Source organism: Kosakonia sp. H02 (assembly GCA_030704225.1).
Taxonomy (GTDB): Bacteria; Pseudomonadota; Gammaproteobacteria; order Enterobacterales; family Enterobacteriaceae; genus Kosakonia.
In genome coordinates this window covers 2,150,666-2,175,832 of record CP131915.1, presented here as the reverse complement: position 1 = coordinate 2,175,832, position 25,167 = coordinate 2,150,666, and the positions used below count along the sequence as shown (strand labels likewise).

The following is a 25,167-nucleotide window of genomic DNA, read 5'->3' as shown; positions in this document are numbered from 1 at the left end:
CAGCGTCACCCGGCAATACCTTATTTCTTCACCGTATCTTCAAGGAAAAACCGGCCTAACGGATTCTGGTAAAAGCCCTCGATATTCTTGCGGCTGACGTTGCGATACGGGCTGTAATACAAATCGATCCAGTTAACGTCGGCTTTCGCCATTTTTTGCAGATCGATATACATCTGTTCGCGTTTTTTTGCGTCCATTTCCACCCGCGCCGCGGCGACCAGCGCTTTCACCTTGTCGTTCTTATAACGCGTCATATAGTTCATGTTCGCGTCATGACCGAGCACAAAGGTGGTTTTCTGATCCGGGTCGAGGATATCGTTGGTCCAGTACATCACCGAAATATCGTACTCACCGGCCACCAGCATATCCCAGCTCTGGCTCGGGTCGACTTTCTGCAAATTCACCTTCACTCCGGCCTTCGCCAGTTGCTGTTGCAGCAAAATGGCGATCTGCTCGTCCACTTCATCCCCGGCGTTAACCACATAATTGAGGTTCAAATCAGACGCGCCAGCCGCTTTCAGCATCTGTTTGGCTTTTTCCGGATCGTAAGGGCGACGCAGATTGTCGTTGTAGTGATACAACGCGCCAGCGGGAATGTAGGAGTTAGCGACCTGGCCGAAACCAAAGGTGACGGTTTTCACAATCGCGTCTTTATCGATAGCGAAATCCAGCGCCTGGCGCACGTCCACTTTGCCGAGCGCACCGTGGGAATGGTTAATCAGCAAGTGATCTTCACGGGTTGATGGATCCAATTCCACCTTCAGGTTGCTGTCTTTTTGCAAAGACGCAATGCGCGAAAACGGCACCGTCAGCGCGGCATCGAGTTCCCCGGCCTGCACTTTCAACATGCGGGTGTTGTCATCGGGGATGGTCAGCCAGTCAACGCCATCAAGGCTGACATTCTTCGCCTGCCAGAAATGCGGGTTTTTCACCAGCACGATTTTTTCGCCGCGCACCCACTCTTTCACGCTAAACGCGCCGGAGCCAATCGGTTTTTCCGCGAACGTCTCTTCCCCTTCCGCTTTCAACGCTTTCTCGGAAATCACCGAGGCGTTCGGCAACGCCAGTTGCGAGAGAAACGGCGCGGACGGCGATTTCAGCGTGATCACAAGCGTATGGGCATCCGGCGCTTCGGCTTTGTCGATAATGCTGTAAGAGTCGCGCCACAGCGAACCTTCATTATCGCGAATACGCAACAGGCTGAAGGCGGCATCGCTGGCGCTGACCGGCGTGCCATCAGAGAACTGCGTATCGCGAATTTTAAAGGTATACACTTTGCCATCCGGCGAAATGGTCCAGCTTTCCGCCACGCCTGGCTCCAGTTTGGTGCCGGTTTTATCCACCCGCACCAATGGATCGAAAACGTTAGAAAAAACCCAGTTGTCGGCGTTTTGCGCCGATTTGATCGGGTCAAAAGTGGTGCTGTCTTCACGCCGTCCAATAGTCAGAATACCTGCCGCCTGTGCCATTTCGCTGACCACACTGAGTGTGAGCAATACGCTGGCTGCCAAAAATTTAACCTGCCTGTGCTTCATCAAAGGATCTCCCAGTCAAAGGAACAACAGTCTCATCGCCTGCGTGTGTTAACACACAACTCCAGCTGTGATCGGCAATCTGCCGGGTCGGGGGTAATGCACCGGTGCGACACTGCACCTGCGCGTACGGGCAGCGCGGATGAAATGCGCAGCCTTGTGGAATGGCAACCGGGCTGGGCGGCTCGCCGCCGAGGGATTCTTCCGGTAACGGTTTGTCCGGCGAGATATCCGGGATTGCCGCGACCAGCGCCGCGGTGTACGGATGGCGCGGATGGGTGAAGACCTCTTCGGCCGGGCCTTCTTCAACAATGCGCCCGAGATACATCACCGCGACCCGATCGCACAGGCGGCGCACAATCGCCAAATCATGGGCGATAAACAGGATCGCCAGCCCCATTTGTTCCCGCAGATCCATCAGCAAATTGACGATCTGCCCCTGAATGGACACATCAAGCGCGGCCACGCACTCATCCGCCACAATCAGGCGCGGTTCGATGGCCAGCGCGCGGGCGATCCCGGCACGCTGACACTGCCCGCCGCTTAGCTGGCCGGGTTTTACGCAGGCCTGCTCCGGGCGCAACCCGACCAGGGTCAGTAGCTCTGCCACCCGCGCCGGTACGTCGCTGCGCGGGACTTTATGATGTACCCGCAACACTTCGGCAATGCTTTCGCCCAGCGTCTGCCGGGGGTTGAGCGAGGCGAAGGGATCCTGAAAAATCATCGCCGTTTGCACTCTTAAGCGCGCTGTCTCGCTTTTCAGGCCGTGCGTGACACGCTGCCCGTCGAAACGCACTTCGCCTTCGCTGATCTTTTCAAGCTGTAATAACGCCCGCCCGAGGGTGCTTTTGCCGCTGCCGGACTCGCCCACCAGGCCGAGGGTTTCGCCTGCGTGGATTTTGAGCGTCACGTCGTTTACCGCGTGCACCACGCATTTTTTACTGAACAGGCCGCCGGAAAGCGGGAACGTGACCGAAACATGGTCTGCTTCCAGTAATGGCCAGTTTGTCGATGTCGCCATTAGCCCTCCCGCTGCGTAAGTGGCTGTAAAGCATGATGACAGGCCGCCGCATGCGCCAGGCTGTCGCGTCCGGCACGCAGCGCGGGCTGGTGCTGACAGGCGTCGCTGGCGCGTGGACAACGGGGGTGAAAGCGGCAACCCGGCGGGAAGCTGCCCGCCATCGGCGGCTGCCCGTTGATGGTCATAAGCCGCCCCTGCCCGCCTTCGCTTGCAGGCTGGCAATCAATCAGCCCGCGCGTGTAAGGGTGCAGCGGTTGCGCCAGTACTTCGCGTTTAGCCCCCACTTCGCACAGCCGCCCGCCGTACATCACCGCAATGCGATCGCAGGTTTGCGCCACCACGCCGAGATCGTGGGTGATCATAATAACCGCCAGGCCCAGTTGCTGGCGCAGGGAGCTCAGCAAACGCAGGATCTGCATCTGCACGGTGACATCCAGCGCGGTGGTCGGTTCATCGGCAATCAGTAACGCCGGTTCCGGCGCCAGCGCCACGGCGATCATGGCCCGCTGGCGCATCCCGCCGGAGAACTCATGGGGATAGTTATGCACGCGGGTGTGTGGATCGGGAATACCGACCTGGCGCAGCAGTTCTTTGGCGTCTTCCCATGCCTGGCGGCGGCTGGCGCCGAAATGGCGGCGGCGGCTTTCAGCAATCTGTTCGCCAATGGTCATTACCGGGTTGAGGTGGCTGGCCGGGTTCTGAAAAATCATGCCGATTTCCCGCCCGCGCACCGCCGACATCTGCGCATCGCTCAGCGTCAAAATATCCCGCCCGGCAAAATGCACTTCGCCACCGGTAATGGCGAGTTGCTCGCCCGGCAACAGGCGCATCAACGCCCGGCATGTCACCGTTTTCCCGGAGCCGCTTTCGCCCACCAGACCCAGCATTTCGCCAGCGTTCAATTGAAATGAGACGTTATCGACCAGCGCAATAGTTGGCGCACGGGTAATGGTCAGTTGCGAGACTGTCAGCAACGTCATACATGCGCTCCCAGTTTGTCGCCCAGGCCATCGGCCAGCAGGCTAAATCCCATCGCCAGCAACACAATCGCCAGCCCCGGAAAGGTGGTTATCCACCAGGCGGTGGTAATAAAACTTTGCCCTTCTGCCACCATCACGCCCCACTCGGCGGTGGGCGGCTGCACGCCAAGCCCGAGGTAGCTCACCGCCGCGCCGTTAAGCAGCACCAGCACGCAATCAGACATCGAAAACACCACTGCGCCGGTTAATGCGTTGGGCAGCAGATGGCGAAACAGAATACGCAGGTGCCCGTAACCGAGGCTGCGCGCCGCCAGAATAAAATCCCGCTGCTTAAGGCTCAGCACCTGGGCGCGCACCAGCCGGGCATAAGAGACCCAGCCGACCATCGCCATTGCAATATAAAAGCTGCCGAGCCCCGGCCCGAGAATGGCGATGATCGCCAGCATCAGCACGAGAAAAGGGAACGCCAGCACAATGTCGATAAGGCGCATGATCGTTGCATCCACCGCGCCGCCAGGATAGCCCGACAGTGCGCCCAGCGTGGTGCCAAGCAGAAACGGAAAGATAACCCCCAGCAGGCAGATTTGCAGATCCACCCGCGCGCCCCACAGCACGCGGGAGAAGATATCGCGACCGAAATTGTCGGTGCCAAAAAGATGCGTGCTGCCCGGCGGTAACAGGCTGGCGCTGGCATCCTGGGTGACCGGATCAAACGGCGCCAGCCACGGCACAAAAAGCGCGATAAACAGCCAGATGCCGACAATCACCATGCCAGCTGTGAGCGCGTGATGGCGCGGGATCGCCCGGCGGCGTAACTGTGTTAACACACCGATGGCGCTCATAGTTTCACCCTCGGATCGAGTGCGACCGTTAAGACATCGGCCAGCAGGTTGACGGCAACGGTTGCAAGGGCAAACACCAGTACGACGCCCTGCACCACCATGTAATCGCGGCTGAAAATGGCTTTCACCAGCAACTGCCCGAGACCCGGAATGGCGAATACGCTCTCAATGACCACCGTGCTGCCAATCAGCCAGCCGATATTCACCGCCAGCAGATTCAGCGTCGGCACCAGGGAATTAGGCAAAACATGACGCCAGAAAATGCGGTTTTCCCGCTGCCCGCGCGCTCTGGCGGCGATGACATAATCGCTTCGCATCTCCATCAGCAGGCTGGCGCGCAGGTTGCGAATAAGCACCGCCGACAGCGCCAGCGCGACCGTCAAACACGGCAACACCATATGGTGCAACTGGTCGGTAAAATCACTGCCGTAACCGGAAACCGGGAACCAGCCCAGCACCACGCTGAAGACAATAATCATCATGATGCCCAGCCAGAAGGCGGGGAAACCCAGCCCGGCGGTGGTGAACAGGCGAATAAGCTGATCGGCGATGCGCCCACGTTGACGCGCGGCCAGGGAAGCCAGCGGCACGGTGAAAAGGATCGCCAGTATCACACTTCCCAGCACCAGCCAGAGGGTGGGTTCCAGGCGTGAGCCGATCAACTTCACGGTATCAACACGGTAGACTATGGATTTTCCTAATTCGCCCTGCAATAAGTTGCGCAAAAAATAACCATACTGTATCCATAAAGGTTCATCCAGTCCGAACTGCGCACGGATCCGCGCCAGTGCCGCCGGAGTACTGCGCACGCCTAAAAGAATGCGCGCCGGATCGCCGGGGATCGCCCGTACCATCGCGAAAGTAATGATGCTTATCCCCAACAGTACCGGCAGAAGTTGTAATGGTCGGAATAAGAGAAAACGGTAACGGTGCATCTGCATTCTCCCGTGGTGCATTGCCCCCTGTTGGTGCAGCTCACCGCTGGTTATCTGCGCCCTCGCGAGCAGGTTGGGTATTTTCTTTACGCTAACGGCAACATCTGTTGCTGAATAGTTAGCAAAAATACTAGTTTTGCCCTTTTTCCATGGACGGGCACTGGAATTGCATGCCTTGACGACGCTACCGGGACGGTTGCCTAAACCGGGCCCGTGGTGTGGCACCGTTTAACCTGAAGGGGGTAATTATGCTTATTGACATTGAACACCCTGGTGCTGCCAATGCCGCCAGGCTTACCGTTGCGTTTGCCGGGCTATTTTCACAGACGCAGGCGCTCGGTTTTGATGCTGTCATTTATGACTATACGCCCGTACCGCGCTCGCTGGAGGGGGAGCTCATCACGCCCTCGGTATTAAAGATGCGCAACGTCCCGGATGATATGCAGCGTTTGTGGTGCGAGCGCGGTTATTATCAGGTTGATCCGGTACAGCACTTCGCCCTGGAGAGTTGCGCGCCGTTTTTCTGGTCTTATCAACGCCCGAACAGCAGCGCGCTGGAAGGCAGACTGGATGAGAACGCCCGGCAAGTGACTCATTATATGCGCGATCACAATATGCCCTGCGGTGCGACGGTTCCGCTCCATCTGCCGCACGGCGGGTTTGTCACGCTGACCGGCATTGTCGACAGCCAGCGGCGTGCGCGGGATATCAGCGAAACGCTGGCGCAGTTAACGTTTCTTGCCCACCGTTTTCAGGAGTCCGCTTTTCCGCTGTTCGACCCGGCGATGCTCACCTGTCACCACGTCAAACTGAGCAACCGCGAGCGCGAATGTCTGGCGTGGTCGGCCGAAGGGCTGACGGCAAAAGAGATTGCCCGTAAACTGCACCGTTCAGTTGCCACCGTGACATTGCACTTGAATACGGCGGCGAAAAAGCTCGGCGCGTGCAACCGCGTACAGGCCGTGGTGCGGGCGATGCATTACCATTTGCTGGACAGTTAAGAACTAGCATTTTTGCTAGTGTTCAGCACAATCCTGACGTTCTACCCTGAAAGCCATTTCACTACTACAGGGTAGGTCGGCAATGTACACCATTCGTGAAGGCTACGTTCCCTTTCGGGAGTACCAGACCTGGTTTCGTGTTTGCGGCGATCTGCATAACGGGCTTACGCCGCTGGTTGTGGCTCATGGCGGGCCTGGCTGCACCCACGATTATGTCGATTCATTTAAAGATATCGCCGAAACCGGACGCGCGGTCATTCATTACGACCAAATCGGAAACGGACGTTCAACGCATTTACCGGACAAAAGCCCCGATTTCTGGCAGCCAGGCCTCTTTCTTGATGAACTTCACCACCTGTTGCAATGGCTGGAGATTGCCGACGACTACGCGATGCTCGGCCAATCCTGGGGCGGGATGCTGGCGGCGGAACATGCGGTCACGCAACCCCATGGCCTGAAAGCGCTGATCATCGCCAATTCACCTGCCTCAATGGCGCTTTGGCTGGAAGGCGCGGCAGCGCTGCGCGCGCAACTTCCGCCGGACGTTCAGGAGACGCTACTGAGCCACGAAGCGGCGGGAACCCTTGATAGTGAAGCCTATAAAGCGGCGACCATGGTGTTTTATCAACGCCATGTTTGCCGTCTTGACCCAATGCCGCCTGAAGTACTCCGCACGTTTGAAGCCCTTGAGTCCGACCCGACGGTTTATCTCGCCATGAATGGCCCGACGGAGTTTCACGTTATCGGCAGTATGAAAAACTGGAAGATTATCGACCGGCTAAAACAAGTGCGTGCTCCCACCCTGTTAATTTCCGGGCGCTTTGATGAAGCCACACCGCAAGCCGTACAACCCTTCAAAGACCTTATTTCTGGCGCAAAATGGGTGATTTTTGAATCCTCCAGCCATATGCCTCATGTCGAAGAGCGGCCGCTGTGTATTAAGACCGTCAGTGACTTTTTATTGGCTACTTGCTGAATTTCGCAGCCACCACCAGGTTGATTGTGTTGTTACTTTAAGCGCCGCAAGGCGCTTTTTTTGTACATCTTGTTACAGTCCCCCGCTTGTTTATCTGTACAAAAAAACACCATAGCTGTGGTAAATTTTTTGGGGATAAAAAGGGAGGGCTGGGTATGAAGTTCAATGATGATCAAACGGGACTCATTGGATTAGCCATTGGCGCAGCGGTGATTGGCCTGGTTGCGGAGCGTAAGCTCATTAACCGGGACAGTATTGTGCAAGAGATTGAACGGCAAGGCAGAAGCAGGGGTGATGGTGTTGAAGAGCACGTTTTTCTCGAAGCCGCGCAGTTAGTCAGCAAAGGGATATAACACTCTGGCAGCCAGAACATAAAAACAGGCGAGTTTGCCACTGCGACAAACTCGCCTGAGAACAACTTACTTAACCGTACCTTTCACACCGTGCGGCTCAGCGCGACGATACTGTACCGGCACGTTCACCGCACCCTGCAACGCCGCTGCCGCATGCCACGGCCAGCGCGGGTCATAAAGCACACCGCGCGCCAGCGCAATAAGATCTGCGTCGCCCTGCTCTAAAATCGACTCGGCATGTTCAGGTTCAGTAATTAACCCCACGGCAATGACCGGCATTTTCGTGCGCTGACGCAGCGCCTTCGCAAACGGCACCTGATAACCCGCCTTCACGTTAATGCTCTGCAACGGTGAAAGCCCGCCGCTGGACACGTGGACATAATCGCCGCCTGCCGCTTCGATTTTTTCCGTCAGCGCTGCCGATTGCTCCACGTCCCAGCCGCCGTCTACCCAGTCGGTCGCAGAGATACGAATACCGACCGCTACAGAATCCGGCACGGCTTCACGCACCGCGCGGAACACCTCAACGGTGAAACGCAGGCGGTTTTCAAGGCTGCCGCCATACTCATCATCACGCTGGTTTGAGAGCGGTGAAAGGAACTGATGCAGCAGGTAGCCATGCGCGGCGTGAATTTCGATAACTTCAATGCCCAGTTTCACCGCACGCAGGGCGCTGTCGACAAAGCGCTGTTTTACCCGCGCCAGATCCTCTGCGGTCATGGCATGAGGCGGACGTTCTCCGGGAGCGTAAGCCTGCGCGGAAGCAGAAAGGGTTTGCCAACCCCCCTCTTCCAGAGCAAGTTGTTGCCCGCCAAGCCACGGTGCGCGGGTGGAGGCTTTGCGCCCGGCGTGGCCTAACTGAATACCGATTTTGACCGGCGCATAGCGACGAATATCATCCAGCACCACGCGCAGCGCCTCTTCGGTGGCATCATCCCATAACCCCAAATCCTCCGGGGTGATGCGCCCCTCCGGTTCAACTGCCGTAGCTTCAATGATCAGCAAACCAGCACCCGACAGCGCCAGGTTGCCTAAATGAATGCGATGCCAGGCCGTTGCTTTCCCCGCCTCGGCGGAGTACTGGCACATTGGCGCAATCACAATACGGTTATCCAGCGCCACGCGCCCAATGCTTACTTCTGAAAATAATTTGCTCATATCTCATCCTTTTGCGGCTTCGCTCCGCTGCCCTGAAGGGCAGAAAACAGCGTCAATATTGAGAAACTTTCAGTCATTTAACATAGCTTGTCTTTGGCGTGATGTGCCGTTGCTGGCCTGCACACAGGCGTAACAAAATAGAACAAGCTCACTAACTGGCTGAAAGTGAACACAAAATCCTTTTACGCCGTGATCATTAAAAACGGTCACCGGCTGGTGAGCTACCTGTCACCGCAAACCGGTCGTGCTTTTCCTTTTCGCTTCGAGCGCAATGGCGAAAAAACGGAAATTAACGTTGAGCATCGTATTGGTGTTAATGAAAGCAACGCGCATTTAGCAGCCGGACTGGCGGGGTTGGGTATTATCCAGACCTTTAGTTATGCGCTCGGCGACGCATTAAAAGCCGGAACCTTAGTTGAAATTCTTCGCCCGTGGCGTCCTGTGCCTTATCCTTTCCATGTGGTTTACCCGCAAAATCGCCATGTCACGCATCGCCTGCGCGTGTTTATTGACTGGCTACTGGAAACATTCCCACCGAATATCAACAAAAATGCCTAATGGAAAATTAGCCGCCATTATTGCTAATAAATCCTTTACGCTTATATCATTGAAGAATGATCTGAATCTGCCACCAGCCTGCTAACTGAGAATATTCTCAGTTACAACCGATATAAGTGAAATTTTCTGTGGCATATTGCGTCATAAACTGCACCGTTGCCATGCAGTAATGTTCAGGAAAGTTTCAGTAGCGCTAAAACCGAAAGCCAGCCCGCGCCCTGCGGCTATTTCTTAATAGTTTCTTAAGCATTAACTAACGATTTAGTTAAAAATAACCCTTAAATCACGCGGCCTTTTTCAATGCGTCATGTTACTAAATTTCTTATCATGGGATAGCTATCAACTCACAGGGTTGCAATTTCCTCTCGCTATTTGCTAAAACGTATAATCCTAAGTTGATTTTTATGTCGTTATCACTAAAAATTAATTCCGATAGATTTCCATTTACCCGCACACGGAGTGACGTCATGTCAGAAGCACTTAAATCGCTAAATAACATTCGCACCCTGCGAGTTCAGGCTCGTGAAGTTACACTCGAAACCCTCGAAGAAATGCTTGAGAAATTGTCCGTGGTTGTAGAAGAACGCCGCGAAGAAGAATCTTCTTTACGTAAAGAACAAGAAGAGAAAGAAGCCAAGCTGGCGGCATTTCGTCAAAAACTGCTGGATGAAGGTATCGACCCAACCGAACTTTTGTCCTCTTTAAAAGGCCAGGCGACGAAATCCAAATCCGTTCGCGCGCCGCGTCCTGCTAAATATAAGTATATTGACGAAGATGGCACAGAAAAAAGCTGGACTGGCCAGGGCCGCACACCAAAAGTGATTGCTAAGGCACTGGAAGACGGAAAGAAACTGGAAGATTTCGCCATCTAAGATTCGGGGCGATAAATATATCGCCCTGTTTTTTTGTTCCCTTCGCTACACACTATTTTCTTGTGGAATTATGCGCCGCGCAGTATCGCCAGTACGCGAGCGGGGTTTTTCACTCACCTGTAATGAGCTCCACGCCTCACTATTTGCGATGATAACCGGCGTTACCGTGTCATAACCCGCAGCGTTGATCGCTTCAACATCAAACGTCAGCAATAACTGACCTTGTTTCACAACATCCCCTTCCTTCACCTGCATAGAAAAATACCGCCCAGCCAGTTGCACGGTATTAATACCGACATGAATTAAGATCTCCGCGCCCGCGTTTGAACAAATGCCTATCGCATGCCCACTGGAAAATGTGCTCGCAATATAGCCATCCACCGGTGAATAAACCAGGCCATCATCTGGAATAATCGCAAAACCAGGCCCAACAATGCCCGTCGAAAAAACGCCGTCATTGACTTCGGCAAGCGAAATCAGTTGCCCGGAAACCGGGGCGATAATTTGTTCTGCAACGACCGAAACCGGTTTCGTCCTTGATAATTTACCGCTAAGGACATTATTTTTCCCGGCAACAGGCAGTGCTGATGCAGACATCACAGCGCGCTCATCAAATCCAACAATTAGGGTTAATCCCAGACTGGTCAAAAACGCGACTGCACATCCGAGAATAAAACCGATAAACCCTTCGCCAAAAAAAACCGGCAATGTCAGCAGGCCGGGCAATCCCATTGCGATAGCTGAACTTTTCGCGTAGCCCGCCATCGCACCACCAAATGCTGCGGCAATAACGGCGCAGATAAACGGTGTTTTGAGTTTTAATGTCACACCATATATACCCGGTTCGCTAATGCCAAACAGCGTGGCAATAAAAGTGCCCTCTGCCAGCGATCGCAATTTTTTATTCCTTGTACATACCATTACCGCCAGCAGCGCGCCGCCCAGAGCAAATATCGATGGCCCGGCGGCGGCTTTCAGGAAACTTTGCCCCATAACGGAAATATCATTAATAAAGAGAGGGACGAATCCCCAGTGGACGCCAAACATGACCAGTACCGGCCAGGCGGCGGCCATTAACGCGCAGGAAATAACCGGACTGATGTTATAAAGCACCGCAAACAGCGAGGCGATAATTTTACTGATAGCGACGCCTACAGGCCCAATCGCCAGCCATGTCAGGGGAACGATTAACGTCAGCAGCAAGAAAGGCGTCAGAATGGCGCGGACATTTTCATGGATATGGCGGTCCAGGAAACATTCAAGGCGCGACATCAGCCAGACGCTGAAAATAATCGGCATTACCGTACCGGTATATTTCACCATTGCTACCGGCAAGCCAAAAAGCGACACCGGCATCCCGGTATTGAACAAATCAATCACTGTGGGATATACCAGCGCACCCGCAATCGCGACGGCAATAAAGATATTGGTATCGAATTTACGCGCGCAGGTGATGGCCAGCAACATCGGCAGGAAGTAGAAAACGCTGTCAGAGGCTGCATGCAAAATAACTGCCGTGCTCTGTTTGCTGCTTAACCACCCGGCAGCGACTGCCATTGACAGCAAACCTTTCAGGATACCGGCTGCCGCCATTACGCCTAACAATGGCGTAAAAATTCCGGCAATCAGATCGAGCAACCGGCCAATGAAGGAAGCACTGTCGATGGCCTGCGTCTCGCCGCTATTTTCCTCTTCTTGTGCGGCTGAAAGGGCGTTAAAGGCGTGGAATACCTCCGACACGCGACTGCCAATCACCACCTGCAATTGTTCGCTGCCATTCACCACAGTAATCACGCCATCCAGCGCCGCGAGTTCCGCCAGCTTGACTTTGCGCTTATCGACAATGGTAAAACGCAGCCGTGTCGCACAATGCACCAGCGTTGCGATGTTACTTTCCCCACCTACCAGCCGCAGAATATTTTCTGCGAGCACTTTGCACCTGAGCATGACTCTTCCTTTTTTTCACACAACAGGAGTCGCGAGCACCTGTCGAATGCTGCCTGTATCCATTGGCACGTTAGAAAAGGGTCATCACGCCATCGTGATAACCCTTTCAGCGTAAAAACAGCCAGCCCCTGTCAGAGCGGTTCGCTCAGGCTGGCACCGTTGCTGTTGATGACATCGCGATACCAGTAAAAGCTTTTTTTGCGCTGTCGCGTGAGGGTTCCGTTGCCTGCGTCGTCGCGGTCGACATAGATAAAACCGTAGCGTTTCGACATTTGCGCCGTTCCGGCACTGACCAAATCGATGGGCCCCCAGGCGGTATAACCCAGCAGGTTGACGCCATCTTCAATCGCTTCCCGCACCTGCACCAGATGCGCGTGCAGATACTGGATCCGGTAGTCATCCTGGATAGAGCCATCCACCGCCGGCGTGTCTTTCGCGCCTAAACCGTTCTCAACAATAAACAACGGCTTCTTATAACGGTCATGCAATTCATTGAGCAGAAAACGCAAACCCTGCGGATCGATCTGCCAGCCCCAGGCGGAACTTTCCAGATAGGGGTTGGGGATCATACGCAGGATATTGGCACGCGAATTTTGGTACAGCTCAGGTTGCGCAGCGGCGCAGCCGCTCATGTAGTAACTGAAGGAGATAAAATCGACAGTCTCTTTAAGATCGATTCTGTCCTGCACGGTCACCGCCAGTGAGATACCGTTTTCGCGAAAATAGCGCGAAATCCACGCCGGATAATCGCCTTGTGCCTGAACATCGCCAAAGAATAGCCATTCACGGTTTGCCTGCTGTGCCTGGAGCACATCGTCCGGTTTACAACTGATGGGATAGCGGATCCCGCCCAGAAGCATACTGCCGATCTTCGCGTCAGGGATAATCTCATGGCAGGCTTTCACCGCCCGGGCGCTGGCGACTAACTGATGGTGGATCGCCTGATAAATCTCCTGTTTACTGCGCTCCCCCATCAGCCCAATTCCGGTGAATGGCGCGTGTAATGCCATATTGATCTCATTAAAGGTGAGCCAGTATTTCACTTTGTGGCGATAACGGGTGAACACCGTGCGGGCATAGCGTTCGAACAGGTCGATCACTTTCCGCCCGCCCCAGCCGTCATAATTTTTCACCAGCCCATACGGCATTTCATAATGCGAGAGCGTAATCAGCGGTTGAATACCGTAATGCGCCATTTCATCGAACAGGCGGTCGTAGAATGCCAGGCCCTCTTCGTTCGGTTCTGTTTCATCGCCGTTCGGGTATATTCGCGCCCAGGCAATGGAAGTGCGCAGCACGGTAAATCCCATTTCAGCGAACAGTTTTATATCCTGCGGAAAGCGGTGATAAAAATCGATTGCAACATCCCTGATAGCGCTGCTGAGTCCCTCGCGCCCAAGAATAGCGCCATGGATCCCCTGCGGTTGCATGTCAGCGGTAGAAATACCTTTTCCACCTTGATTCCATGCCCCTTCAACCTGGTTAGCGGCAATAGAACCGCCCCATAAAAAACCTTCCGGAAATGCCATTTTCATCAGTAATCTCTCCTTGTTAATAGGCTGGCACGTCAGGAAATGCCTACCTGACGGCAAAAAAAAACCTGATTCCCTTAACGCATTATTTAGCGGTAAGGGAATCAGGTTTCGCTCGGGTGACCGATGACGATCCGGGGGAATCTTATAGCGAATCAGATTAAATGGCTCAAGCGCCCACCACGTGAACTGTGATGATAATCATGGACGAAGCGCATCTAAAAGTAGCACCACCTTGACGAAGAAACCGGTTATTAGGTTTATCTCATTAAGGTGGTGACATTTATAAGTCGGCTTCCAGCGCATCCTGAATAGCATCGGCGAGCGTCGCAACTTCCTGCGCGACATTACGTAAATCCATCTGGCTACGAATGCCAGCATTTGCCGTTGATGCAGAGACCGCCGCTTTAGAAATTTCCAGCGCCGCCTGCACGGCCAGTAAACGTTTTCTGTTTTCCAGCGCGTCATTTCCCGTCGCGCCATCCAGATCAAAATATCCTTCTAACATCGTTTTCTCCTTAGGGTTTTATCGCCAACAGTCGGGTATAACAACATCGGGCAGCACTATATGCAATCACAACTGCATTTGGAATTAGTGAAACAGTTATATCTGCCATTGATTAGACAGGAAAACGACTGGCAAAAGATAAAAAAAAACCGCTCGAGCAGAGCGGTACAAAAACATCATCAGGGATAATAGGGTTAATGATGATAGCTATCTAAATCATAGCGTTAGAATGGGATTTTGCGCACAAATGAGATTTATCCTACTCGATATGTTTCATTCAATACTGCCGCCACGATAATGATAGCGAGCTATGCGCAGCAGAATCGTGTATGGTTGCCGGCCATTCATCAGGAAAAAATCTATGTCACAACGCAAAGATGCCAAAAACCGCCGTAATTACCTTGTTAAATGTTCCTGCCCCCACTGCTCCCAACATTCAGAACACAGTTTTTCCCGCGTCCAGAAAGGCGCAATGTTAATGTGTCCGCATTGCAGCAAAATTTTCCATCAGGACAAAAACGCCTTAGCCCAGCCGACTCTCTGATTTTTTTCTGTTTCATCAATAAAAAATGATAAAAATAAGGCCCGCATCGGCGGGCCTTATCGCATTCACATACTTACGCGCGACAATTAAGCCTGATGCTCAATCACTTTCTGCGTATTCTCAATGGCAATTTTGCGCGGTTTTTCACTCTCAGGAATTTCCTGATAAATGGTGACCTGTAAAAGCCCGCTCTCCAGTTTTGCATTGCTGACTTTGGCATGTTCAGGGAGCGAAAAACTCAGACGGAAATCCGAACGACGTATGCCTTTGTAGATCCAGCCTTGCTCGTCCTGCGACTCGCTTTCATCGCGTTTACCGGAAATATGCAGGTTCCCGCCGACGGTCTCTATTTCGAGCTCATCTTCTTTCCATCCAGGTACGCTGACATTTAACAAATAGTTATTTGCATCGACTTTTTTCAGATCGTATGCAGGTAATGCGGCGACAGGTGCGTTACCCGTTAATTGGCTGAACAGCGAATCGATGCGATTAAAACGGTCAGCAAAAATGGAATCAGAAAAACCAGGCAGAGCTGACAAGGTTTTGAGTGCCATAATTTAACCTCCTGAATAACCCATTCAAAAGCTCAAGTTACCGGCAAGCTTTGCTTGTCCGCTACTAAAAATAATTCCTGCAAACGGTTTTTCAAGGGCTGATAAAAAAATTTTTTGCGCCCTTTTGGCGGCGATAACGTCGAGGAAAATCCGGGAATGAAACGTGCGTAATTGGCTAATGCAGAATGGTACGCCCTACAGGGTTCGAACCTGTGACCTACGGCTTAGAAGGCCGTTGCTCTATCCAGCTGAGCTAAGGGCGCATTACGTGGCAGCCCACCTTTGCGGTGGAAACGCCTGGAATTATACGGTCAGTGCCTGGTGAGTCAATGTATTTTCGGCTGGTTGCTTGCTAAGTGAACGACCGCGCCTGTTTTCGCGACAATCCCCCGGTATTCGCGCTGTATCGCCTACGCCATCGGCTTATCCCTGCTCTGCTTCTTGGGAAATATCCCATGCCCCTTTAAGTATCTGGACCTATTTCTCCGCGCATCCGGTTGTAAAAATGTCGCCTTTAACGGGGGCATAAAACATATCCGGCAACGCGATGGCGCTGTCGGAAAAAGCCTGAATGGACAGGGCGTTTTAGCCGGAAGAAATGCAATACGTTGGCGAGGGACAAATGCGAAAACGTATCCGTAGAGAAAAATATCGCTGCGATAAACCCACACATCGAGTTTTACCTTATCGGGGCACAACGCCTCCACTCTTTGACACGCTGGAACAGCTTGTGCAGCAGCTGAGCTTTGCACTGCCGGAATATATGATCAGCCAGACGTTGATCTCCACCGATCACTTTCTCAGTTACGCCTGGAGCTGTTGCCTGTTCTCCGGCAAGCGCAATGCGGTTTTCCCGTCGCTGGAATTGGCACAACAGCAGCTTGGCGAACCGCATTTATCCCATTTGATTGTGGATATGGAAACACTGACGACGTCGCGTCTGGAAGCGCTTGAAACCTTACGCCAGCCGTACCTGTGCAACCGGGGGCTACATATCTATTTATTAGCCGCCAAAAGCGACCCGGAACAAATTAGTTTTTTGCAAGCCGCAGGGCCGTTTCATGTTATCGCGCGCGATCTTTCCGTTATTCCCTTTCGCCAGGCATTGTTGATCCCCCCTGAGCGGAGCATTCATGCACCTTTATTTCCGGCAACGGAGTGGAAGATCCTCTCTTCGCTGGCGCGCGGGTTGACGATGAAACGCATTGCCCGCCAGCTCAACCTGCCCTATCACCGGGTTGTTTACCGACTGAATACGCAGTTAAAAATACTTGGTCTGCCCGATCGCCAAAGTCTTATTCATCTCCTGCACCGACTCACCCTGAACAGGCATCACTCAATGCAATAAATTACATGACGCTTCACCTTTTGTGCTGCCGGAACGGTACAGGAGACGGGCTAACCCAGATTATTTTTCACATAAAAGTAACATTTACAACTAATCCTGGACGCCGGTGGGAAGGTCTACTTTCCCCGGCGATCGCGGCCAGATAACTCTTTTTGCCATAATGCCGTTGCACAGCTGACGTCGCGAATCTTTAACAGAGTGAAAACAATTAGCCTGTTCTTTTGTTTTACCCGCCGGAAAAAAAATATCCAACCAAAACGCTAAAAATTAATAACAGATAGATTCAAAACCCACTGACCTGGTTTTTTCTCTCAGAATTTCCTGTCGAGAAACAGATTGTCCTAACTCATAAGACCTCTCCATAGATGCTTCCCAGGTATAATTGATCTAGCGCATTAACCCATACACTCTTTCTTTTGCTTTAATACGGAACTGATATCCCCCACATTCGCAGTCTGCGAGTGGAAATAACTTAGCAAACAAGGATGCTACCGGTTTTCCTATGGAACTATTCTTCGTCACAGAAAACGTGAATTTAATTTAATCTTCTCAACGTCTGTGGCACACCTGCGTAGACGAGGCATAAAAAAAACAACCAGAGGCGTAAAAAAATGAAACCGGCTTCCGTTATTATTATGGACGAACACCCTATCGTCAGAATGTCGATAGAAGTTCTGCTTGAAAAAAACCAGAATGTAAATGTAGTGCTAAAAACCGATGACAGCCGTTGCGCGCTGGATTTGATCCGTGCGCAGGCGGTTGAACTGGTTATTCTTGATATCGAATTACCCAAAACAGATGGTTTTACATTACTAAGGAAAATCAAAGCAATACGCGAAGAAGTTAATGTTCTTTTCTTATCTTCGAAATCGGAATCCTTTTATGCAGCAAGAGCTATCCGCGCCGGTGCAAACGGTTTTGTCAGCAAACGAAAAGATCTCAACGATATTTATAACGCAGTAAAAATGATCCTTGCCGGATACTCTTTCTTTCCCTCAGAAACCTTGAATTACATAAATCATCCCGGTAAGCGAAAAGGCGAACCGCGCGATATGCCGTTATCAAACCGCGAAGTGACGGTATTACGTTATCTGGCTAATGGTTTTTCTAACAAAGAAATTGCGGAGCAACTGATCCTCAGCAACAAAACGATAAGCGCACATAAGTCGAATATATTTTCAAAATTAGGCGTGCATACCATTGTTGAACTGATTGATTATGCGAAAGCACACGAACTGCTATAAAAAATAGCCATAGATAGCACCTACTGGATATTTTTTATGGCTGAGTAATTACTTAAATGGCTAATAATAATTAATCGTAAATGTCGCATCAGATTTAGCAATACCTGGCGAAGGGTTATCGGCCAGTGCAATGAAGTTGGCATAAAATTGTAATAACGTATTACCGCTACCGTCCACCGTAATTGCCTTGCTGGCGGTTTCAAGGGCTAAAGGCGAGCGATCGCCCTGGCGCAACTGAATAGCGACGTCCTGCGCCATTGCGCTATCGCTGAGCGCCAGGTATGTCGTACCGCCTGCGGATTTACCCGAAAAGGTGACCGAGACACTGCCCGGCGGGCATCCTTTCAGGCGCAGGGAAAACGGCACCGCTGGCGTCGTGCTCCCCGCCATGCGCAGTTGGCTTGCTGGCCAGCGGCCCAAATCAACCGTCTTATTACTGTCGTCGCTCAGCAGCGTACACCCGACATTCACCACCGTGGCGCGCAATTCAATGTTTATTTCCGCAAACACCGGGCTGAACCAGCCCGCAAGCAACATCAGATGACGAAATGGGTTAAACATCGCGACTCCTCAGTCATATTCCACGCGCAAATAACCCCGCGCACTGAACGGGCCTGCCACCGGTTTATTGCCGGTGACGCTGACAGGCCAGGCGCGGATCCCGACCTTTGCTCCAGCATTGCTGTCGAGCTGGAACGGAAGGGTGCTGTGGAGATTATTGGGAATAATGGGCTGCCCCTGACCGTTGGCAACAACAAAACCCAGATCAGGGTTATTTGACACCATGGTTTGCCCGGAGACATTCTCCGCTTCAAGCCGTATCGTAAGCGCCGCTTGTACGGCAACGTTAGAGCATTGAATCGTCAATGTTTTACTTTGCGGCGTGACGCTCTGTGGGCGATTTCCTGCGCCAGCCTGGCTAAATAATGCAGCCCCAATCTCGCCGAAATTGAATTCCACAATCTGGCCCGCATTAATTTCACAACGTTGCGGTACGTCTATCACGCCGCTGTAGCTGATGGTGTAAACCGGCGTCGTCAACGGATCCGTCAGGCTGGTCGTCACGTAGACCGTAAACAAAGTCTTGCGCGGAAAAATAACCCGGTTCATAAAACGCTTTGTCACTCTCAGCCGTAAGATAAGCTGCGAATCCATTAGCTCAAACGGCTGCTGCCTGGACACATTCGGGTGTTCCCCCATGCGAACATAGTGAACCGGCGGATGCACCTCCCCGGCATAGCTGTCGGAGACGCTCAGCGCGACTTGCAGATGCTCATTGATCTGCAAAAATTTGTAGCCATAGGCAATAAAGTCCACGGGAAACTGGCTGACATAGCTGCGATAGGTATAGTTCGCCTTCGGCCCTGCCGGGCAAATCGCCCGCACGCCTACCCAGCCTGCGTGCTCCGAACGGACGATAATCTTGTCTAATTTATTGTTAGTACTGTTAAATGTTCCAGACAGATCGTAGTTGATATCCGTCACGGAACCGGTAGCGTTAGCACAAACCACCGCCTGCACTGGCAGTGTCACACCCGTCAGTACCGCGCTGCAAAACCATGCAAAGTATCGCCCCATACGCTTATCCCTTACGCTCGCAGTGCGCGCTCGCCATGGTCACCGCCTGGCGCAGGCTCGATTCAGGCAACGAATACGGAGCAACGCAGCGCGAGGGCTCTGTTTCCCCCCATTGCACCAATAATTTCCCCCGCAGTGGCAAGCCGCTTAAATAGATTTGCCCCTCTTCGCCCACCATACTGGTCACACCGCTGCCGATTTCGCGCACCATTGAGCCAAAGGGCACCGGGCGCTCGCCGCGCATCACCGTGAGCAGCGCCCGTACGCCAATTCGGGTGTCAAAACTGGCCCGCACCAGCGCGCCCTGTGTTGGCACTACGCTGCTGACGCTGTTTTCCACATCAGTGTGGTGATTCATGGTGTTCTTATCGAGCGCAACGCGGTTGTAACGATACACGGTGGCGTAAGGCATCACGGCATAGCCTCGCCAGTCTGTTTCTATCCCGGTCTGATTCTCGACCCGCACACCCTGCGCGCCCGGCGCTTTGATCAACACATTGGTGTCGCCAAGCGGCTGGCTGAACGTGACGCCATCGGCATGTGCCACCACGCCGCCGCCGAGTTGCCAGTTATACTCGCGCTGGGTTTTGTCGTAGTTGTACCCCATGCTCAGCGCGCCCCAGGCCGCCTGCCAGTGGGTATTGGCGCTGCCGCTGTAGCCGTTGGTGCTGCTGTGACCCTGGTTGACGTTGTAACTTAAATTGCGCCCTTCAAGCAGCGTACCGCCAATGCCGCTCTGCCAACTGGTTCGTCCGTTACTGTTGCGATTGGCATTGAAACGGGCATAAACGTTGTTGTGCCCCCGGCTCAACACGCTCAATGGCACCGACAAATTCAGCGCGGCGATCCGCTCTGCACCGCTGATACCCGGCGACTGGCTCCATGCCCATGAAAGTGAGTAGTTAATCCCGCGCCAGCCGTCGGCGTAGCCCAGTTGAAACCAGCGATTGGTGCTGTTGTTATCCCAGTAAGTTTGCTCACTACCGGAGAGATACAGTGAGCCGAAGTCGGCGAAGTTATGCGTGATATTGACCTGAAAGCGCCTTTTTTTGTTATTGCTGAGATTGTGATAGTCGCGGATCACCCGGTCCCCCTCGCTGTTCTCGTCGTATTCATACCCTTCCATGCTGCGCCAGGCGACATCATCCAGGGTGTAAAACTCCCGCGAGAGGTAACGCCAGGCGAGTACCTGGATGTGCGTGCCGTACTGATTGAGCGATTTGGCATACATCAAACGCAGCGATTCCCCCTGGTGCGAACTGCCATCCGCCAGTTGGCTGCGGGCGTGGGTAACATCAAATGACCAGGCACCCCAATCACCGAGGTTTTTCCCAAGCCCGGTGGCAAACGCGTTATAACGTCCGGCAAGTTGCGTCCCGCCGAACACGGTGTAGCCGTGTGGCAGGCCGCTAATAAGCGTTCCCTGGACGAAAAAGGGAGAGGCTTGCTGATCGTCACCGCTGCGATAATCCCCTACGACCAGGTCATATTTCATGCGTCCCTCGCGTTGCAAAAGCGGCACCGTGGCATACGGCACCGTGTACTCTTGCTGGCTCCCGTCCTTCTCCTCCACAGTCACATCGAGATCGCCGCTGGAGGCGCTCGGGGTCAGGTCGGTTATGGCAAACGGCCCGGCGGACACATAGCTTTGGTAAATGACAAAACCGTTCTGGCGGATCGTGAGTTGGGCGGGCGTGCGGGCGATCCCCCGCACGGTCGGGGCGTAACCTTGCAGACTATCGGGGTACATGGTGTCAGCGGAAAAAAGACGCAGACCGCGAAACCCAAGGCTGTCGAACAGCTCATTGCTGGTATTGCTGTCGCCCGCGACCAGCTCGCTTTTCAGTGGCACAATCGCGCGCTGAAGCCAGGTGGCAATGTTTTGCCAGCGATGCGTGCTTTCACCGCCCCCGCTGGACGCATTCCATGTCCCGTTGTTACGTAGCCGCCACGGGCCGTAATTCAGCCCGCTTTGCAGGTTCAAAAAATCACTGTCGTTGGCGGTACTGCGACTGCCGGTAAAGGTGTAATTCACAAGCCCGGCGGGAATCCCGTCATCCCACTCTTCGGGCGGAATATCCCCGCGCGCACGGTTGTGCATCGATGCCTGTGGCAGGTCGATATCCAGGCGCATGGATGAAAAAGAAAACCGGGTTTCAGCACCCGGTATCGCTTTATGAATATCAATGCAATCGCCATCGCGCGCCGACAATACCTGCGTATTCACGCCAAGCCGCTTCAACTCGCTAAGGCTTAAACAGGGCATTAATCCGCCAGCCGCGCCCTGCGCCGCTGGGCTGTGGGCAACATCAAAGCGCAGATCATGGGTGTCAATAAATTCATTATTACGCCAGATATCCACGCGATAAACGCCGGGCGACTGTTGGCCTTTTTCAAAGCGCGATAAATCCGCCACGCCGGTGGTGTCGGCGGATAAAAAGGCCGGATTGAAATAGTGTTCAGCCTCGCTCGACGCTGGCATGAACACGGTGAGCATCGACAGCCCAAGCCACCGGGGGAAGAACAACTGCGGTGAAAGGGTCAGGGACATTCCGGTTTGCGCCCGCATGATTAAGGCAAGCCGACGGTTTTCAACGCCGTCACCGCACCATGATCGTTGACCGTCTGAAAGGTCACGCCGCTGCGCGCATTAGAGGGTAACACCAGCGTGGCGCTGTTTTTCGGCGCAACCATGACGTTATCCATCTTCTGTTTGTCGATATAAACATTCACCAGTGAGATGTAATAGGCCGTAGGATTGATGATTTTCAGATGATTACCTGCGCGGGTGAATTGCAACTGTTCCGGTGCGTCTTTTGACGAGCCGGGCAAACCTTGCGGGCGCACGAACAGCTTGATGCGGGAGAGGATCGCCAGGCTAAGCACGTTTTTCCCTTCGGCTTGCGACTTTTCAAGCGACGGAATCGCCTTTACGTTCATCCAGAACAGGGATTCACGATCGGTGGGCAGCGTTTTCCCGGCGTAAATAATACGCAGCGTATTTTCGCTTTTCGGTTCACTGACAAAGAGTGGCGGCGTCACCACAAAGGTTTTTTCTTTTTCTCCGCGATCATTTTCAATCCATGAGTTAATCAAAAAACGCGAACTCTCATCGCTATTATTAATAGCAAGCGAGGTCTGTTTTGCCTGCGCCGGATAAATAACCCGGGTAGCCCCCAAAGAAATCCCGCCATCGGCACTCACAGGCAGTGAAATAACCATCACAAAGCCGAACATCCAGCCCAATTTTAAAAAAACGTTCATGGTTAGAGTGACTCTTTAAATGTTCATAAAACCTGCGAAATAAATCAGGGATAAATCAGACATCAGAAGATACTCACTGTATTATCCCCGTCGCCCGCTACTTACTCATATTTCATGATAAAAGTGGCATCGGCATTTGCCTGGCCTGCGGTGGCAACCGCAGCAGTCGCTTTATACCGGGCAGAGAAGCGCAACGTGTTAGACCCGCCCACCAACGACTGCGCGGCAGAGAAGCTTGCACCGTCAGGCTTCAGCGGTTTCGAGGTGGTATCCAGAATTTCAATACCCACTCCCGTTGCGGAAGCGCCATTGCTGCCCGAAGAGAGCGAGAGTAATGATGAGTCTCGCGCATCCGCCCGACCCGAGAAGGCAACGGAGGCGGTCGACGCGACGCTGTGGTCACACTCATTCACCATCAGGCTGAACGGGACTGACGGCGTGGTGTCGCCAATTTTGCTGAAGGATGAGGTGCGATAGTAGCCAAGCGTCACGGTCTGGGTTGAGGATCGCATACTGAGCGCACAGGCGGCGTGCACCAGCTCACCTTCAAAATGGATGTTACCGCCACTGACACTCATCGGAGGGGTAACCGGATCGGCAGCTTGCGTTGCCCCCGTTACCAGCAGTAGACCTGTGGCAATGGAAATAACTGTTAATTTATTGTTCATGAGTATTCCTCGTAATATGCACATTCGGTTTCGACATTCCGCCAAAATCCGGTTATTGGCAGATAGACTGGAATGCCGGAGAAACATAACTTCTTTTCGAAAATATTATATAAACGAGCGTCCTTATCGCCCTATTTATCTTTCCGATGGAAATACAAAATCATTGTTCTCTATAGGCATAACGATGTACTGCATAAATAAAATAGCCTTATGGCAAATCTTTTAATATCCGTTAATACTGCAATTTCCCTAAGCGGTTTCTTAATGGGACATAAGAATCCGCCTTAGATGAATTTATTTATGTTTGGGAAAATAACCGTTCACCCCGCATGAGAACAGGCCTAAACGCAAATTTCCTGGAGGTGATGAAATGTTTCTATTTTGTTAATTTTTATGTTTACTCTGCCGTCTTCCCCACCCAGGCGTTCACGGAAGGGGAAACCGCAAACGGTGACTGACAGCGCGGCGTGCTTCTGACAAAATAGCGTCCATCCCCTTTAGTCGATTTAACAGACGGAATATTCTCTCTGATGGCAGCAAAAATTATTGATGGTAAAACGATTGCGCAGCAGGTGCGCTCTGAGGTTGCTGAAAAAGTTCGGGCACGTGTCGCAGCAGGATTTCGCGCACCGGGCCTGGCCGTTGTCCTGGTTGGCAGCAACCCGGCATCGCAGATTTATGTCGGCAGCAAACGTAAAGCCTGTGAAGAAGTGGGTTTCATCTCCCGCTCTTACGATCTCCCGGAAACCACCAGCGAAGCAGAACTGCTGGGGCTGATTGACGAACTGAACGCCGATACCACCATTGACGGTATTCTGGTGCAGTTGCCGTTACCGGCAGGCATCGACAACGTGAAGGTGCTGGAACGTATCTCACCGGACAAAGATGTCGATGGTTTTCATCCGTATAATGTAGGCCGTTTATGCCAGCGCGCGCCGCGCCTGCGTCCGTGTACACCACGCGGTATCGTTACCCTGCTTGAGCGTTATAACATCGACACCTTCGGCCTCAATGCCGTTGTGATTGGCGCATCCAATATTGTGGGTCGCCCGATGAGCATGGAGCTGCTACTGGCTGGCTGCACCACCACAGTGACTCACCGTTTCACTAAAAACCTGCGCCACCATGTCGAAAACGCCGATCTGCTGATTGTTGCAGTAGGCAAACCGGGTTTTATTCCCGGCGAGTGGATCAAAGAAGGCGCGATTGTGATTGATGTTGGGATCAACCGGCTGGAAAACGGCAAAGTGGTGGGCGATGTGGTTTATGAAGATGCTGCCGCACGCGCTGCGTATATTACGCCCGTACCGGGCGGCGTTGGCCCGATGACGGTCGCCACCCTTATCCAGAACACGCTCCAGGCGTGCGAAGAATATCACGATGTAAAAGGCAATTAAGATGGCAACATTTTCTCTCGGTAAACACCCGCACGTTGAGCTGTGCGATCTGCTGAAACTGGAAGGCTGGAGCGAAAGCGGCGCGCAGGCGAAAATCGTCATCGCCGATGGCTACGTGAAAGTCGACGGCGTGGTTGAAACGCGCAAACGCTGCAAAATCGTCGCCGGGCAAACGGTGAGCTTTGAAGGCCAGAGCGTCACGGTTACCGCATAAATCATAATGCCCGGTGGCGCTAACGCTTACCGGGCCTGCGCAATTCCCCTCTACTCTCCACGGTCAATGACCGATCGACCTCAAAGAATCAGTAATTCATCTGGCTGAATGTGAAAATTTGGTTGCGGCGCTTTAAGACTT

The 25,167-nt window shown here is 53.0% G+C and carries 24 protein-coding genes, 1 tRNA gene and 1 pseudogene; 10 read left to right on the top strand and 16 right to left on the bottom strand.

The window, feature by feature from the left end; genetic code table 11:
* Positions 1-20 precede the first annotated feature (20 nt).
* From Q5705_10310 to Q5705_10290, 5 genes are read right to left on the bottom strand one after another with little or no spacing between them, the layout of a single operon-like run.
* Positions 21-1,535 carry an ABC transporter substrate-binding protein gene (locus Q5705_10310; protein WLI78899.1) on the bottom strand — a complete coding sequence of 505 codons (1,515 nt, stop codon included), beginning with the start codon at positions 1,533-1,535 and terminating at the stop codon, positions 21-23.
* Complete coding sequence (locus Q5705_10305) at positions 1,516-2,553, bottom strand: ABC transporter ATP-binding protein (protein WLI78898.1); 1,038 nt, start codon at positions 2,551-2,553, stop codon at positions 1,516-1,518. The genes Q5705_10310 and Q5705_10305 overlap by 20 nt, the downstream gene beginning before the upstream one ends.
* Positions 2,553-3,533, bottom strand: a complete 981-nt coding sequence (locus Q5705_10300; GenBank protein ID WLI78897.1) for an ABC transporter ATP-binding protein — start codon at positions 3,531-3,533, stop codon at positions 2,553-2,555. The genes Q5705_10305 and Q5705_10300 overlap by 1 nt, the downstream gene beginning before the upstream one ends.
* Positions 3,530-4,375 carry an ABC transporter permease gene (locus Q5705_10295; protein WLI78896.1) on the bottom strand — a complete coding sequence of 282 codons (846 nt, stop codon included), beginning with the start codon at positions 4,373-4,375 and terminating at the stop codon, positions 3,530-3,532. Before Q5705_10295 ends, Q5705_10300 begins: the two co-directional genes overlap by 4 nt.
* The gene (locus tag Q5705_10290) at positions 4,372-5,310 is read right to left on the bottom strand and encodes an ABC transporter permease (GenBank protein ID WLI78895.1); all 939 of its coding nucleotides are present in this window, start codon (positions 5,308-5,310) and stop codon (positions 4,372-4,374) included. Before Q5705_10290 ends, Q5705_10295 begins: the two co-directional genes overlap by 4 nt.
* Before the next feature lie 248 nt (positions 5,311-5,558).
* Between Q5705_10290 and Q5705_10285 the strand changes: the two genes are divergently transcribed.
* From Q5705_10285 to Q5705_10275, 3 genes are all read left to right on the top strand, one after another.
* Positions 5,559-6,311 (top strand): LuxR family transcriptional regulator, encoded by a 753-nt coding sequence (locus Q5705_10285; protein ID WLI78894.1) that lies wholly within the window; start codon positions 5,559-5,561, stop codon positions 6,309-6,311.
* A gap of 82 nt (positions 6,312-6,393) precedes the next feature.
* Entirely contained in the window at positions 6,394-7,287 is an 894-nt protein-coding gene (locus tag Q5705_10280) for a proline iminopeptidase-family hydrolase (GenBank protein WLI78893.1), read from the top strand.
* A gap of 155 nt (positions 7,288-7,442) precedes the next feature.
* Positions 7,443-7,640 (top strand): hypothetical protein, encoded by a 198-nt coding sequence (locus tag Q5705_10275; GenBank protein WLI78892.1) that lies wholly within the window; start codon positions 7,443-7,445, stop codon positions 7,638-7,640.
* A 66-nt stretch (positions 7,641-7,706) separates the two neighbouring features.
* Here Q5705_10275 and Q5705_10270 read toward each other — a convergent pair whose 3' ends face one another.
* A complete protein-coding gene (locus Q5705_10270; GenBank protein WLI78891.1) occupies positions 7,707-8,798 on the bottom strand; it encodes an NADH:flavin oxidoreductase/NADH oxidase in 1,092 nt (363 codons plus the stop codon).
* Positions 8,799-8,993: 195 nt separating this feature from the next.
* Here Q5705_10270 and Q5705_10265 point away from each other — a divergent pair.
* Positions 8,994-9,356: pseudogene (locus Q5705_10265) on the top strand (LysR substrate-binding domain-containing protein).
* Between the two features lie 467 nt (positions 9,357-9,823).
* On the top strand, positions 9,824-10,228 hold the full coding sequence (locus Q5705_10260; protein WLI78890.1) for an H-NS family nucleoid-associated regulatory protein: 405 nt from the start codon (positions 9,824-9,826) through the stop codon (positions 10,226-10,228).
* A gap of 45 nt (positions 10,229-10,273) precedes the next feature.
* Here the strand turns inward: Q5705_10260 and Q5705_10255 are convergent, their stop codons facing one another.
* From Q5705_10255 to Q5705_10245, 3 genes are all read right to left on the bottom strand, one after another.
* A complete protein-coding gene (locus Q5705_10255; protein ID WLI78889.1) occupies positions 10,274-12,175 on the bottom strand; it encodes a beta-glucoside-specific PTS transporter subunit IIABC in 1,902 nt (633 codons plus the stop codon).
* A 131-nt stretch (positions 12,176-12,306) separates the two neighbouring features.
* Positions 12,307-13,710: a 6-phospho-beta-glucosidase gene (gene ascB, locus Q5705_10250; protein WLI78888.1), complete on the bottom strand. Its 1,404-nt coding sequence runs from the start codon at positions 13,708-13,710 to the stop codon at positions 12,307-12,309.
* A gap of 280 nt (positions 13,711-13,990) precedes the next feature.
* The gene (locus tag Q5705_10245; protein WLI78887.1) at positions 13,991-14,215 is read right to left on the bottom strand and encodes a hypothetical protein; all 225 of its coding nucleotides are present in this window, start codon (positions 14,213-14,215) and stop codon (positions 13,991-13,993) included.
* A gap of 361 nt (positions 14,216-14,576) precedes the next feature.
* On the opposite strand from Q5705_10245, the gene Q5705_10240 reads away from it, so the two are divergent.
* Positions 14,577-14,759: a YnfU family zinc-binding protein gene (locus Q5705_10240; GenBank protein WLI78886.1), complete on the top strand. Its 183-nt coding sequence runs from the start codon at positions 14,577-14,579 to the stop codon at positions 14,757-14,759.
* Positions 14,760-14,845: 86 nt separating this feature from the next.
* On the opposite strand, the gene Q5705_10235 is transcribed toward Q5705_10240, so the two are convergent.
* Positions 14,846-15,313: an Hsp20 family protein gene (locus tag Q5705_10235; GenBank protein WLI78885.1), complete on the bottom strand. Its 468-nt coding sequence runs from the start codon at positions 15,311-15,313 to the stop codon at positions 14,846-14,848.
* A 186-nt stretch (positions 15,314-15,499) separates the two neighbouring features.
* Positions 15,500-15,576 (bottom strand) — tRNA-Arg (locus Q5705_10230).
* Between the two features lie 467 nt (positions 15,577-16,043).
* Here Q5705_10230 and Q5705_10225 point away from each other — a divergent pair.
* Positions 16,044-16,661 carry a LuxR C-terminal-related transcriptional regulator gene (locus Q5705_10225; GenBank protein ID WLI78884.1) on the top strand — a complete coding sequence of 206 codons (618 nt, stop codon included), beginning with the start codon at positions 16,044-16,046 and terminating at the stop codon, positions 16,659-16,661.
* Positions 16,662-17,272: 611 nt separating this feature from the next.
* The gene (gene fimZ / locus Q5705_10220) at positions 17,273-17,905 is read left to right on the top strand and encodes a fimbria biosynthesis transcriptional regulator FimZ (protein WLI78883.1); all 633 of its coding nucleotides are present in this window, start codon (positions 17,273-17,275) and stop codon (positions 17,903-17,905) included.
* 60 nt (positions 17,906-17,965) lie between these two features.
* Here the strand turns inward: fimZ and sfmF are convergent, their stop codons facing one another.
* The 5 genes from sfmF to fimA form a co-directional block, all read right to left on the bottom strand.
* A complete protein-coding gene (gene sfmF, locus Q5705_10215; GenBank protein ID WLI78882.1) occupies positions 17,966-18,466 on the bottom strand; it encodes a fimbria assembly protein in 501 nt (166 codons plus the stop codon).
* A 9-nt stretch (positions 18,467-18,475) separates the two neighbouring features.
* A complete protein-coding gene (gene fimH / locus Q5705_10210; GenBank protein ID WLI78881.1) occupies positions 18,476-19,483 on the bottom strand; it encodes a type 1 fimbria D-mannose specific adhesin FimH in 1,008 nt (335 codons plus the stop codon).
* Positions 19,484-19,487: 4 nt separating this feature from the next.
* A complete protein-coding gene (locus Q5705_10205; GenBank protein ID WLI79007.1) occupies positions 19,488-21,980 on the bottom strand; it encodes a fimbrial biogenesis usher protein in 2,493 nt (830 codons plus the stop codon).
* A 74-nt stretch (positions 21,981-22,054) separates the two neighbouring features.
* Positions 22,055-22,747 carry a type 1 fimbria chaperone FimC gene (gene fimC / locus Q5705_10200; GenBank protein ID WLI78880.1) on the bottom strand — a complete coding sequence of 231 codons (693 nt, stop codon included), beginning with the start codon at positions 22,745-22,747 and terminating at the stop codon, positions 22,055-22,057.
* Between the two features lie 101 nt (positions 22,748-22,848).
* On the bottom strand, positions 22,849-23,415 hold the full coding sequence (fimA, locus tag Q5705_10195; protein ID WLI78879.1) for a type 1 fimbrial major subunit FimA: 567 nt from the start codon (positions 23,413-23,415) through the stop codon (positions 22,849-22,851).
* Between the two features lie 530 nt (positions 23,416-23,945).
* On the opposite strand from fimA, the gene folD reads away from it, so the two are divergent.
* Together folD and ybcJ are read left to right on the top strand one after the other, a co-directional pair.
* Positions 23,946-24,812, top strand: coding sequence for a bifunctional methylenetetrahydrofolate dehydrogenase/methenyltetrahydrofolate cyclohydrolase FolD (gene folD, locus Q5705_10190; GenBank protein ID WLI78878.1), 867 nt, complete (start codon positions 23,946-23,948; stop codon positions 24,810-24,812).
* Position 24,813: 1 nt separating this feature from the next.
* Positions 24,814-25,026: a ribosome-associated protein YbcJ gene (gene ybcJ, locus Q5705_10185; protein ID WLI78877.1), complete on the top strand. Its 213-nt coding sequence runs from the start codon at positions 24,814-24,816 to the stop codon at positions 25,024-25,026.
* Positions 25,027-25,167 lie beyond the last annotated feature (141 nt).